Source organism: Nonomuraea sp. LP-02, from assembly GCF_036289125.1.
Lineage (GTDB): Bacteria > Actinomycetota > Actinomycetes > Streptosporangiales > Streptosporangiaceae > Nonomuraea > Nonomuraea bangladeshensis.
Genome location: NZ_JAXCLK010000001.1, coordinates 4,472,769 through 4,485,283 on the forward strand (window position 1 = coordinate 4,472,769; position 12,515 = coordinate 4,485,283).

A 12,515-nucleotide genomic window follows, 5' to 3' on the forward strand; every position below is an offset into this window, starting at 1 on the left:
CCTCATACGTGCAATATGTCGGCTTACCGGAAAATCGGGTTACGAGCTGTAAACCGGCTCCTGGTCGGCGGCGGGCTTCGCCGGGCGCAGCACCGACACGGCGAGCAGCGCCGCGGCCACACAGAAGGCCGCGCCCACCCACGAGCCCAGGTGCATGGCGGAGGTGAAGGCCGCGTTCGCGGGCTCGACCAGGCCGGCGAGGTGCGCCCCGCCGATCGACTCCCTGGCCGCCTCCGGCAGGCCGGCGGGCATCTCGGCCGTGTAGCGCCCGGCCAGCACGCTGCCGAGGACCGCGATGCTGAGCGCCACGCCGACCTGCTGGACGGTGTCGTTGAGCGCCGACCCGACGCCCGCGTGCTCGATGGGGATGGCGTTCATCAGCGAGGCGTACGCCGACGGGCCGGCCAGCCCGCCGCCGACGCCCATGACGACCAGCCCGGCGAGCAGCCCGCCGTAGCCGGTGGTCAGGGCCATGACGACGAAGCCGCCCGCCATGAGCGCCAGCCCGGCGCCGACCAGCACCCGGTTGCTCACCCGCTGCCCGAGCGCCGCGCCCACGCCGTTGAAGACGGCGGCGGCCACGGCGTACGGCAGCATGGCGAGCCCGGCCTGGATCTCGGAGTAGCCCAGCACGAACTGCAGGTACTGGGTGAGCATCAGCATCACCGCGCCCGCGCCGAACGACATCAGCAGGATCGAGAACGACGCGCCGCCGAAGTTGCGGTCGGCGAACAGGTGCAGCGGCAGCATCGGCTGGTCCTGCCGGCGCTCCCACACCACGAAGGCGGCCAGCGCGAGCACCGCCACCGCGATGACGGGGATGTTCCACTCGCGCTCGATGATCACGTAGACGGCGGCGGTGAGGCCGGCGCTGGACAGCACGACGCCCAAGGGGTCGATCCGCCGCCTCTCGCTGCGGCTCTCGGGCATGAGCACGAGGGCGGCGACGACGGCGACGGCCGCGATCGGCACGTTCAGCAGGAAGATCGAGCCCCACCAGTAGTGCGCGAGCAGGAAGCCGCCGAGGGTCGGGCCCGACACCAGGCCGACCAGCGCCACGGCGCTCCAGGCGGCCATCGCCTTGCGCCGCTCGTCCTCGTCGAAGACGGTCAGCAGGATCGACAGCGTGGACGGCATGACGAGCGAGCCGCCGACGCCCATGAGCGCCCGCGCGGCGATGAGCTGCCAGGGCTCCGTCACCAGCACGGCCAGCAGCGAGGCGCCGCCGAAGAACACCAGGCCGATGATGAGCAGGCGGCGGCGGCCGTACCGGTCGGACAGGGCTCCCGAGGTGAGCAGGAGGCCGGCGTAGGCCAGCACGTACGCGTCGATGATCCATTGGATGTCCGACGGGGTGGCGCCCATCTCCTGGTTGAGCGAGGGGATCGCCAGGTTCAGCACGGTGTTGTCGACGACCAGGACCAGCAGGGCCAGGCACAGGACGACGAGAATCCACCAGCGGCGAGGGTCTCGTACAGTGTTCGAGGTCACTCGCACACTGTACGACAGTCCTCGTACACCGTGCGAGTGGATTTATCCTGGAGCCATGAGCAGGCAGTTCACCTCCGTCTGGACCCGTGAGCCGCGCAGCAAGCCCGCCGGCCCCGGGCGCAGCCGCGAGGAGATCGTCAAGGCTGCCATCGAACTGCTCGACGCCGAAGGGCTCACCGGGCTGAGCATGCGCAAGCTCGGCGCGAAGCTGATGTCCGGCGCCACCAGCATCTACTGGTACGTCGCCACCAAGGACGAGCTGCTGGAGCTGGCCTACGACGAGGTGTGGTCCGAGATCACCGTCCCCGACCCCGACGAGACGCACTGGCGCGAGGTCGCCTCCGTCCTGGCCCACAGCATGCGCCGGGCGATGCTCAACCACCCCTGGTCGGCCGACCTCCTCGGCCGCCTGCCCGCGCTCGGCCCGAACGCGATGAACGTCAGTGAGCGCATGCGCCGCGCGTTCCGGCTGGCCGGGTTCGCCGGCGCCGACATCGACTTCGCCGGCAGCACGCTCACCGCCTACATCTTCGGCATGACCATCCCGGAGATCGCCTGGGAGACCACGGTGGAGGGCGTCTGGGACACCACCGCGGCGCAGGCCGCGCTCGCGAAGGTCGCCGACGGGCACCCCGAGCTCATGCGCGCGATCGAGACCGCCGCCCCCGAGGACCCGCGGGTCATGCGCGCGATGGCCTTCGACTTCGGCCTGGTGTCGGTGCTCGACGGCCTTGAGCGACGGCTGACGGCGTAGCAGGATCCCGGACATGAGCGATTTCCGCGCCGCCCGCGACCTCCTGCTGAACGCCGACCCCGCCACCGCCCGCCGCGACTTCCGCTGGCCGGAGCTGACGGAGTTCAACTGGGCGCTCGACTGGTTCGACGGGGTGCTCGCCGCCGAGACCCCCGACGCCGTGGCGCTCAAGATCGTCGGCGACCACCCGGCCCGCTACACCTTCGCCGAGCTGTCGGCCCGCTCCGGCCAGGTCGCGACCTGGCTGCGCCGCCAGGGCGTGCGCCGCGGCGACCGCGTCCTGCTCATGCTGGGCAACCAGCCCGAGCTGTGGGAGGCGCTGCTGGCCGCGATGAAGCTGGGCGCGGTCGTCATCCCCGCCACCACGCTGCTCACGGCCAAGGACGTCGCCGAGCGGGTCGAGCGCGGCGGCGTCGCCCACGTGATCGCCAACGCCGAGGACGCGGGGAAGTTCGGGCCGGGCGAGTTCACCAGGATCGCCGTCGGCGACGCCTACAACTGGCTGCCCTTCCACGAGGCGTACGACACCCCGCCCGGCTTCGAGCCCGACGGGCCCACCAGGGCCGGCGACCCGCTGCTGCTCTACTTCACCTCCGGCACCACCTCCCAGCCGAAGCTGGTCGAGCACACGCACGCCTCCTACCCCGCGGGCCACCTGTCCACGATGCACTGGATCGGCGTCCGCCCCGGCGAGGTGCACCTCAACGTCTCCTCGCCCGGCTGGGCCAAGCACGCCTGGAGCAACGTCTTCGCGCCGTGGAACGCCGGCGCCACCGTGCTGGTCCACGACTACCGCCGCTTCTCCGCCCCGGCGCTGCTCGAAGTGCTGCGGGACGAGCGCGTGAGCACATTCTGCGCCCCGCCGACCGTGTGGCGGATGCTCATCCAGGAGGACCTCACCGCCTGGAAGCTGCCGCTGCGCGCCGCCGTGGCCGCCGGCGAGCCGCTCAACCCGGAGATCATCGACCAGGTCCGCAAGGCGTGGGGCATCACCATCCGCGACGGCTACGGCCAGACCGAGACCACCGCGCAGATCGGCAACCCGCCCGGCGAGCCGGTCAAGCCGGGCTCGATGGGCCGCCCGCTGCCCGGCTACGAGATCGCGCTGCTCGACCCGCACACCGGCGAGGAGGGCGACGACGGCGAGATCTGCCTCCCCCTCGACGGCCGCCGGCCGCTCGGCCTCATGGCCGGCTACGTGGGCGGCCCCTTGGACGGCCCCTTGGACGGCTCCGCCGAGGCGATGCGCGACGGCTACTACCACACGGGCGACGTCGCCACCCGCGACGCCGACGGCTACATCACGTACGTCGGTCGCACCGACGACGTCTTCAAGGCCTCCGACTACCGCATCTCGCCGTTCGAGCTGGAGAGCGTGCTGCTGGAGCACGAGGGGGTGGCCGAGGCCGCCGTGGTGCCCGCCCCCGACCCGGTGCGCCTGGCGGTGCCCAAGGCGTACGTCACGCCGGCCCCCGGGTTCGAGCCCGGCGAGGAGCTGGCGCGGTCGATCTTCGAGCACTGCCGGCGGGGGCTGGCCCCGTACAAACGGGTGCGGCGGCTGGAGTTCGGCGAGCTGCCCAAGACCATCTCCGGCAAGATCCGCCGGGTCGAGCTCCGGGTACGCGAGCCCCGCGGGGAATTCCGTGAGGACGACCTCGGCTCCTGACAGAGCGTAAAGCGACGTATTCCCGTTCTTACAGATCGATCGGCTAGGCTCTGCCCCGTGCTCCCCACCATCGCCGACGTCCTCGAACTCGAAACCGTGCGCCGGGGCGGCCCGCGCGTGGTCGCGGGCGCCGACCGGCTCGACACGCGGGTGCGGTGGGTGCACGTCGGCGAGATCGCCGAGATCGCCGGCCTGCTGCGCGGCGGCGAGCTGGTGCTGACCACCGGCGTCGCGCTGCCCGACGACCCCGAAAAGCTGGCCGACTACATCGGCGCGCTGGCCGACGTCGGCGCCTCCGGGCTGGTCGTGGAGCTCGGCCGCCGGTTCGTGGGCGAGCTGCCGCGGGCGGTGCTCAAGTCCGCCGAGGAGCACGGGCTGCCGGTCATCGTGCTGACCAGGGAGACCCCGTTCGTCCAGATCACCGAGTCGGTGCACGCCCGGATCATCGACATCCAGCTTGAGGAGCTACGAGCCTCCGAGCAGCTCCACGAGGTCTTCACCGAGCTGTCCGTCGAGGGCGCCTCGCCGACGGAGGTCCTCGCCCAGGTGGCCAGGCTGGCCGGCCGCCCGGTGCTGCTGGAGAACCTCGCCCACCAGGTGCTGGCCTGCGAGTCCGCCGGGCGCGACGCGGGCATCCTGCTGGCCGGCTGGGAGACCCGGTCGCGGGCGGTGGCGCCGGCCGGGCGGACGGCCTACGACCCGGCCTCCGGCTGGCTCGTCACCACCGTCGGGGCGCGCGGCCAGGACTGGGGCAGGCTCATCCTGGTCTGCGACGCCCCGCCGTCGCCGCGCGACCTGGTGCTGGCCGAACGCGCCGCCACCACGCTCGCCCTCGGCCGCCTGCTCGAACGCCACCAGGAGTCGCTGGAGCGCCAGGCCCACGGCACGATCATCACCGGCATCCTCACCCACGCCTACGCCGACCCCGACGAGGCCGCCGCCCGCGCCCGCGCCGTCGGCGTGCCGCTGACCGGGCGCAAGCTGGTCAGCGTCGTCATCAGGCCGACCGACCCGGCCGACCAGGCGCTCGACGGCCAGGCCCAGCTCGGCGAGCTGGCCGAGGCCACCGCCGGGGCCTGCAGGGACGCCCGGCTGCCCGCCCTCGTCGGCGCGCTGGACCAGGAGCGGGTGGGCGTCCTGCTGCCGCTGCCGCCGCGCACGCAGGCCGAGGCCGCGCTGACCACCCTCGCCGACCGGCTGCGCATGCTGTGGCCGCCCGGCGCGGCGTTCGTGCTCGCCGCCGGGTCCGTGGTGGAGTCCATCCGCGACGTACGCCGCAGCTTCCTGGAGGCCGAGCAGGTCGCCGACGTGGCCGTCCGCCAGCCGGACGGCCGGGCCTTCTACCGCCTGCCCGACCTGCGCCTGCGCGGGCTGCTCCACCTGCTGCGCGACGACGCGCGGCTGCAGACGTTCGCCGAACGGGAGCTGGGGCCGCTGCTCGCGCACGACGCCCAGCGCGGCGGCGACCTCACCCGCATCCTGCGCGTCTACCTCGACTCGGGGCGCAACAAGGCGGTCGCCGCGCAGAAGGCGCACCTGTCCAGGCCCGCCTTCTACGACCGGCTGCGCCGGCTCGAACGCATCCTCGACACCGACCTCGACGACGTCGAGTCGTGCCTGTCGCTGCACGTCGCGATCCTCGCCCTGGAGTCCTTCCGCCGCGACAGCCGCACCTGAGGCCCGTCTCAGCGCCCGTCTCAGCGCCCGTGTCAGCACGGCGACGGCCCCGTGTCAGCGCGCCCCGCGATGGTGAATGCCAAGAACACGGCAAGATCCTGAAGGAGCGCACATCATGTCCAACACCCTCACCGGCCAGGACCGTCCGGAGCTGCGGCAGACCATCCAGGAGATCGTCGACTCCGGCATCGTCGGGCTGCAGCTGCGCGTGCACGACGAGCGGGGCGAGTGGACCGGCAGCGCCGGCGTACGCAAGCTGGGCGAGAGCGAGAGGCCGTCGACGGACGGGCGCTTCCGCATCGGCAGCACCACCAAGACCTTCGTCGCGGCAACGGTGCTGCGACTGGTGGCCGAGGGCAGGGTCGGGCTGGACGCCCCGGCGGACGACCACCTGCCCGAGTTCGGCCTGGACCGGCGGATCACGGCGCGGATGCTGCTGCAGCACACCAGCGGCGTGTTCAACTTCACCGGCGAGTACTACGACGACGGAACCTTCGCGCCGGGCATCCCCTGGTCGGGCCAGGAGTGGGTGGACAACCGCCTCAAGACCTACCAGCCGGAAGAGCTCGTACGGCTGGCGCTGTCCAAGCCGGCCCGGTTCGAGCCGGGCGCCGACTGGAGCTACTCCAACACCAACTACGTGCTGGCCAGGCTGCTGATCGAGAAGGTCACCGGCCGCTCGTTCGCCGAGGAGCTGCAGCGGCTGATCCTCGGGCCGCTCGGGATGACGGAGACCGTGGCGCCGGGCACCGGCACGGAGATCCCCGGGCCGCACGCCCACAGCTACTACCGGTACGACGACGCGGGCCAGGAGAAGACGGTCGACGTCACCCGCCAGAACCCCTCCTGGATCTCCGCCGGCGGCGACATGATCTCCACCACCCTGGATCTGCACACGTTCTTCTCCGCGCTGATGGGCGGCAGGCTCCTCCCGGCCCCGCTCCTGGCCGAGATGCGCCGGCCGGACCCGAAGATCGGCTACGGCCTGGGGGTGTTCGCGCAGGAGACGGAGTGCGGCGGCACGATCTTCCACCACAACGGCGGCATGGCGGGCTCGGCGGCGCTCATGTACAGCACGCCCGACGGCCGCACGACCATGACCGCCGGGCTGACCTACGTGGACGACGCCGCGCTGTCCCTGGCGCAGACGTTCCAGAAGGCGACGCAGCGGCTCGTCAACGAGGTGTTCTGCGACCGGAGCGGCCAGGCCGACGACGCCGGACCGGTTCGGTAACGGCGGGAGGGCACCTTCAGAAGCCCATGGCGTCGCGTACCTCGCGCAGGGTGTCCGCGGCCCGCTCGCGGGCCCGCGCGTTGCCCTCCTCCAGCACCCGCCGTACGCCGGCGGCCGAGAGCTCGCGCCGCCGCGCCCGGATCGGCCGCAGGAAGTCGTTGACCGCGTCGGTGGTCAGGCGCTTGAGCGCCAGGCCGCCGCCGTCGCCGATCTCATCGGCCAGCTCCCGCGGCTTGCGGCCGAGGCAGAGGCCCGCCAGCGTGAGAAGGTTCGCCACCTCGGGGCGGCGCTCCTCGTCGAAGGTGATCAGCCGGTCGGTGTCGGTGCGGGCCTTCCTGATGAGCGCGGCCGTCTCGTCCTCGGTGGCCTTCAGCGCGATCGCGTTGCCGCGGCTCTTGCTCATCTTGCCGCCGTCCAGGCCCTTCAGCAGGGGACGCTCGCCCATGACGGCCTCGGGCAGCGGGAACACCTCGCCGTAACGCTCGTTGAACCGGCGCGCGACCAGCCGCGTCACCTCCACGTGCGGCAGCTGGTCCCGGCCGACGGGCACCAGCGTGCCCTTGCAGAACAGGATGTCGGCCGCCTGGTGCACCGGATAGGTGAACATCAGCCCGCTCACGGCCGCCTGCGAGCTGTGCGCGATCTCGTCCTTCACCGTGGGGTTGCGGCTCAGCTCCGACACCGACACCAGGCTCAGGAACGGCAGCATCAACTGGTTGAGCTCGGGCACCGCGCTGTGCTGGAAGATCGTCACCTTGGCCGGGTCGAGCCCCACGGCCAGGTAGTCGAGCAGCAGATCGGTGATGTTCGCCTGGATCTCGCCGGGCCGGTCGCGGTCGGTGATGACCTGGTAGTCGGCGATCAGGACGTACATGGGGTGCTCGTCCTGCATCCGCACCCGGTTCGCCAGCGAGCCGAAGTAGTGGCCGAGATGCAGCGGCCCGGTCGGGCGGTCGCCGGTGAGCACGACGTGGTCCATCGGGGTCTCCTCCTTGGTCGATGCCGTCCCAGGAGGACCCCGGCGCATGGTCGGCGGGCCGTCCGGAGACGGCCCTCTGCATGCGGTGTCAGCGGCCGTCCGTCGGCCGCCACCACAGGCAGATGCGCTTCATATCGCAATTGTAACCAAGGCGACTGTCTATTTCGTAATCCCTGCGGCCAATTCGCGTGTTCGCCTGTCCGGCGAACCTTGATCTCGTCAGTATGGTGCGGTCCCTTTTCGTGCCCTCTGGAGAGTTCATGTCTCGACGCACCCTCGCCGGCGGCCTGGCCATAGCCGCGGCGATCACCGTCACCACGCTGCCCGCCGCCTCGGTCGCGGCGGAACAGGCGGCGGTGGCCTTCCCGTCGGCCAGGTTCCCGCTGGGAACCAAGTCCGTGCCGACCAAGGCGATGACCGCCGTCGCCCCGGGCATCGACCTGTACGACGTCAAAGCCGGCAGCGCCACCGACGGCTACACGCTCACCCTCCTGATGCCGAGCGGCCGCGACTACGGCACCCGGCCCACCGCGGAGGCCGTCGCCGCCGAGGTCGAGGCCGCCGGCCAGACCCCGAGCGTGCAGGAGGTGATCCGGCCGAGCGTCGCCGACGCCCCCTCGCAGACCGTCTACATGGTCCGGGTCGGCCTGTGGTCGCTCAAGGACAAGAAGAAGGCCGAGGAGGCGGCCAAGGCGCTCAAGGAGGCGGGGCTGAAGGTCAAGGTCGACTACCTCGGCGACGACGGGCTGCAGACCACCGGCCCCTGGGACGTCAAGGTCGTCATGATCGACGCGAAGGCGTTCCGCGGCTCGTACGCCGCCTCGCTCGGCACGAGCGTCGCCAAGCGCGAGACGGTCTCCGCGATGGCCAAGGCCGCGGGCGCGATCGTCGGCGTCAACGGCGGCTTCTTCAACATCCACACCGCCAAGAACCTGCGCGGCGAGCCCGTCGGCGCGTCCGTGGTCGGCGGCAAACTGCTCAGCGAGGCCGTGCCCGGCCGTACCGCGGTCGTCCTCCAGGGCCGCTCCGTCAGGATCACCGAGCTCGCCACCACCATCACCGTGATCTCCCAGGACGGCGAGAAAGCCCAGGCCAACGGGGTGAACCGGGCCGCCGCCGTGGACGAGCTCATCCTCTACACCGAGGAGTACGGCGCCAAGACCCCCACCGGCGGCACCGACGCCGTCCTCGACGCCAACGGCAAGGTCCTGGGCCTGCGCGCCTCCGGCGCCGCCGTCGCCAAGGGCACCCGGGTGCTGCACGGCAACGGCATCTCCGCCGACTGGCTCAACCAGCACGCCTGGCAGGACTGGACCGTACGCGTCGACACCAGGGTCGTGGACCTGCGTACCAGGAAGGCGCTCAAGCTGACCCCCGACCTGCACGTCATCGCGGGCAACGTCAACCTGGTGCGCAACGGCCAGGTGCAGATCACCGCCAAGCGGGACGGCCACGACTCGATCAACATGATCCTGCGCCGCCACCCGCGCACCCTGCTCGGCGTCACCAGGAACGGCAGCCTCATCCTCGCCACCATCGACGGCCGCCAGCCGGGCGTCACCGTGGGCGCGAACTTCCACGAGGCCGCCCAGCTCATGCGCTGGCTCGGCGCCCGCCAGGCGGTCAACCTCGACGGCGGCGGCTCGACGGCCATGGTGGTGAAGAACAAACTGGTCAACCGGCCCTCGGACGGCGTGGAACGCGGCGTCGGCGACTCCCTGCTCATCCTGCCCCAGTAGCACCGGGCTCGCAGCCGCTGAAGTCCTCAGCGACCGGGCACCTTGCACCTCGCGCCGGGCCCCCCGCTCACCGGGACGGCCCGGCGCCGGGTCCGCCGGCCTTCCTCCCGCACCCCATGAGCTCGTAACCTCGGCCGCATGAGCGATCATGCCTTCGTCCCCGACGACTTCGCCGTCCCCTCGCACCTGGCCACCCCGCGGTTCCGGCTGGAACCCCTGGGCCCCCAGCACAACGCCGCCGACCACGCCGCCTGGACCGGCAGCATCGAGCACATCCGCGCCACTCCGGGCTTCCGCGACCGAGGATGGCCTCCCGTGGACGGCATGACCCTGGAGGCGAACCTCGCCGACCTGGAACGCCACGCCGACGACTTCGCCCGGCGTCGCGGATTCACCTACACCGTCCTCGACCCGGCCACCGGCGACGTGATCGGATGCGTCTACATCTATCCCTCCCGCCGCGACGACCACGACGCCACCGTGTCCTCCTGGGTCCGGGCCGACCGGGCCGAACTGGACCTGCCCGTGTACGAGGCCGTGACGGCCTGGCTCGCCGCGCACTGGCCCTTCGCGTCGGTCACCTATCACCCGCGCTGAGCCTCGCGCCGGCGCCCATCGCCTTGACCCGCAGGCGACGGCCACGCATCGTGCTCCTGTGGTGCAACCCAACCCCCTGCACGACGATCCCGCTCTGCTCGACCTCTATTCGGCCGCGCTCACCCGGGCACTGCACGATCCTGAGATCCGCGACGCGTTCGACTACGTGACGGTGAAGCCGCTGCACATCCGCCTGGAGATGATGGAGCAGGCGGCTGAGGTCTTCGCTGCCGTGCTGACCCCGGTCCAGGAGCCACGGGCCGGAGCCGCTCCGAGGCGCGCCGTATCGGTGTCGCGGCGACCCCTCATCCTGACGGGACTCGGACTGCTCGTGCTCGGCGTGGTGACGGCGGACTGGCGGGTGCCCGTAGTGCTCGGCCTGGTCATCGGCCTCGCGATGCCCTCGTGGGTGGCCCTGGCGCGTGCGCGCGTCTGGGCGAGAACGCTCGACCGGCTGCGGTCCTTCCCGTACTCCCCCGCCAAGGTACAGCTCGTGCGAGGTCTGGAGGACGGCGAGCTCACCGCGCAGATCCGCCAACGGATCAACGCCCGCCGGAACCGTCTGGACCCCACCTTCGGCGTGGTGGCCGGCCCGGGGCTGAGCGAGTCCTTCGACAGCGCTTACCATGTGCCGACGCAGGCCCTGTATGAGCTGGAAGAACTCCTCGGACGCCTGTCCGGGGCCAGCGTGGGCATCGCAGGACCGCGAGGATCCGGTAAGTCGACCTTGCTCCTGCGACACTGCGGGGACCTCCCGCTCGGACCGAGGTCAGGTGATCTGCGGCTGCTGGTGTCGGCTCCGGTGGAGTACGCCCCGCGCGACTTCGTCCTTCACCTGTTCGCCTCGTTCTCCAGCGCCGCTCTACGGCACTTCGGGGCCGGCCGGCGGCGGCGCGTCGGACCCGGTCAGGCCCTCGTCCTGCTCGTGTACTGGCTGGCGGCCGCGGCTCTGGCCATTTGGCCCGTCTTCCTGGCCGAAGTCGCCGTCGATGTGCTCACGCAGCTCATGTATTGGACAGGCCCCGCACCGCAGTGGCTGGCCGACGTGGTCGACCGCTACGGTGACCGCCTCACGCCCGCGGTCCTTGCCCACTGGTCCTCCGGCCTCGTCATGCTCCTCGGCCTGGTCCACTTCGTCCTGTCGATCCGCCGCCAAGGCCGGGATCCCGTCGACGAGGTGAAGGCACGGGCGCGTCGCAACCTCGCGCAGATCCGTTACCTGCAGACCCGGAGCGGCGGCTGGTCCGGCACGATCAAGTTCCCCGTGTGGGTGGACGCGCAACTGAGCGGCGGGCGAAGCCGCACGGAGCAACCTCGCAGCTATCCGGAAATCGTCTCCGCCTTCCGGTCCTACGTCCGGGACGTGGCCGGCCTGCTCCAGCCCGACCACAACGTGTACATCGGCATCGACGAGCTCGACAAGATCGGATCAGGAGAGCGGGCGGAACGGTTCCTCAACGACATCAAAGGCATCTTCGGCATCCCGCACACCTACTTCATGATCTCCGTGTCCGACGACGCGATGAGCGCCTTCGAACGCCGTGGCCTTCCCTTCCGCGACGCCTTCGACAGCTCCTTCGACGAGATCATCCGGGTCGGACCGCTCTCCTACGCCGAGTCCACGCGCTTTCTCTACCGCCGGGTCGTCGGACTCACCGAGCCCTACATCGCCTTCTGCCACTGCCTGTCGGGCGGGCTCTCCCGCGATCTCCTCCGGGCCGCCCGCGCCGTCGTCCGCACCGCGTACGCGCTGCCCTCCCCCGCTCTGGCCCCGATCTGCCTCGCCGTCCTGAAGGAGGAGATCCGCAAGAAGGCACACGCTCTCATGGAAGCGGCTTCCGATCTGCCCGGCGACGTCCTCGATCTGCTCCACGCGCAGACGCATCGCCGCTCCGACCGGACACCTCGCGAGCTCGCGCAGAGCCTGCTGAACCGTCCCTTGAACGGGCCCGCTCTCGAGTTCGCCGCCTACTCCTACTTCTGCGCGACTCTGGAAGAGATCTTCACAGGCGAGCTGACCGGGTCACGCAACGCGGAGACCTTCGACGACCTCGCCGCCGCCCGCCACGCTTTCGCCATCGACACCCGCCTCGCCTGGCGGACGATTTCCGCGGCCCGGCGAGCGTGCGCTCTCCAGCCGTACGACCTGCCCACCTGACACAGCCAGAAATGCAGAAGGGCCCCGACTGAACCAGTCGGGGCCCTCCATAAAGATTGTCCGGCGGTGACCTACTCTCCCACACCCTCCCGAGTGCAGTACCATCGGCGCAGAGAAGCTTAACTTCCGGGTTCGGAATGTAACCGGGTGTTTCCTTCCCGCCATAACCGCCGTAACCCTCCGAAACAAACAAACACACAGTGTTTGCTGTCTCAGAATT

Annotated in this window: 9 protein-coding genes and 1 rRNA gene; 7 read left to right on the top strand and 3 right to left on the bottom strand. The window is 71.0% G+C overall.

Annotation, left to right across the window (positions count from 1 at the left end; all coding sequences use genetic code 11):
• Positions 1-39: 39 nt before the first annotated feature.
• Positions 40-1,491: an MFS transporter gene (locus tag SMD20_RS20750; protein WP_329583610.1), complete on the bottom strand. Its 1,452-nt coding sequence runs from the start codon at positions 1,489-1,491 to the stop codon at positions 40-42.
• Between the two features lie 55 nt (positions 1,492-1,546).
• On the opposite strand from SMD20_RS20750, the gene SMD20_RS20755 reads away from it, so the two are divergent.
• The 4 genes from SMD20_RS20755 to SMD20_RS20770 all read left to right on the top strand — a co-directional run bounded on the left by SMD20_RS20755 (position 1,547) and on the right by SMD20_RS20770 (position 6,822).
• On the top strand, positions 1,547-2,245 hold the full coding sequence (locus SMD20_RS20755) for a TetR/AcrR family transcriptional regulator (RefSeq protein ID WP_329583612.1): 699 nt from the start codon (positions 1,547-1,549) through the stop codon (positions 2,243-2,245).
• 13 nt (positions 2,246-2,258) lie between these two features.
• Positions 2,259-3,911 (top strand): AMP-binding protein, encoded by a 1,653-nt coding sequence (locus SMD20_RS20760; RefSeq protein ID WP_329583615.1) that lies wholly within the window; start codon positions 2,259-2,261, stop codon positions 3,909-3,911.
• A gap of 57 nt (positions 3,912-3,968) precedes the next feature.
• The gene (locus SMD20_RS20765) at positions 3,969-5,588 is read left to right on the top strand and encodes a PucR family transcriptional regulator (RefSeq protein ID WP_329583617.1); all 1,620 of its coding nucleotides are present in this window, start codon (positions 3,969-3,971) and stop codon (positions 5,586-5,588) included.
• A 115-nt stretch (positions 5,589-5,703) separates the two neighbouring features.
• Complete coding sequence (locus SMD20_RS20770) at positions 5,704-6,822, top strand: serine hydrolase domain-containing protein (protein ID WP_329583619.1); 1,119 nt, start codon at positions 5,704-5,706, stop codon at positions 6,820-6,822.
• 16 nt (positions 6,823-6,838) lie between these two features.
• Here the strand turns inward: SMD20_RS20770 and trpS are convergent, their stop codons facing one another.
• Positions 6,839-7,801 (bottom strand): tryptophan--tRNA ligase, encoded by a 963-nt coding sequence (gene trpS / locus SMD20_RS20775; protein ID WP_329583622.1) that lies wholly within the window; start codon positions 7,799-7,801, stop codon positions 6,839-6,841.
• Positions 7,802-8,061: 260 nt separating this feature from the next.
• Between trpS and SMD20_RS20780 the strand changes: the two genes are divergently transcribed.
• From SMD20_RS20780 to SMD20_RS20790, 3 genes are all read left to right on the top strand, one after another.
• A complete protein-coding gene (locus SMD20_RS20780; protein WP_329583624.1) occupies positions 8,062-9,540 on the top strand; it encodes a phosphodiester glycosidase family protein in 1,479 nt (492 codons plus the stop codon).
• 138 nt (positions 9,541-9,678) lie between these two features.
• Positions 9,679-10,137 (top strand): GNAT family N-acetyltransferase, encoded by a 459-nt coding sequence (locus SMD20_RS20785; RefSeq protein ID WP_329583627.1) that lies wholly within the window; start codon positions 9,679-9,681, stop codon positions 10,135-10,137.
• Between the two features lie 58 nt (positions 10,138-10,195).
• The gene (locus SMD20_RS20790; protein ID WP_329583630.1) at positions 10,196-12,295 is read left to right on the top strand and encodes a hypothetical protein; all 2,100 of its coding nucleotides are present in this window, start codon (positions 10,196-10,198) and stop codon (positions 12,293-12,295) included.
• A 58-nt stretch (positions 12,296-12,353) separates the two neighbouring features.
• On the opposite strand, the gene rrf is transcribed toward SMD20_RS20790, so the two are convergent.
• Positions 12,354-12,470, bottom strand: a 5S ribosomal RNA gene (rrf, locus tag SMD20_RS20795).
• Between the last annotated feature and the right edge of the window lie 45 nt (positions 12,471-12,515).

What these genes read in the sequence shown, in the direction of transcription:
- SMD20_RS20755 (WP_329583612.1), top strand. Translation starts at nt 1,547, where the DNA reads ATGAGCAGGCAGTTCACCTCCGTCTGGACCCGTGAGCCGCGCAGCAAG.
- SMD20_RS20760 (WP_329583615.1), top strand. Translation starts at nt 2,259, where the DNA reads ATGAGCGATTTCCGCGCCGCCCGCGACCTCCTGCTGAACGCCGACCCC.
- SMD20_RS20770 (WP_329583619.1), top strand. Translation starts at nt 5,704, where the DNA reads ATGTCCAACACCCTCACCGGCCAGGACCGTCCGGAGCTGCGGCAGACC.
- trpS (WP_329583622.1), bottom strand. Translation starts at nt 7,801, where the DNA reads ATGGACCACGTCGTGCTCACCGGCGACCGCCCGACCGGGCCGCTGCAT.
- SMD20_RS20780 (WP_329583624.1), top strand. Translation starts at nt 8,062, where the DNA reads ATGTCTCGACGCACCCTCGCCGGCGGCCTGGCCATAGCCGCGGCGATC.
- SMD20_RS20785 (WP_329583627.1), top strand. Translation starts at nt 9,679, where the DNA reads ATGAGCGATCATGCCTTCGTCCCCGACGACTTCGCCGTCCCCTCGCAC.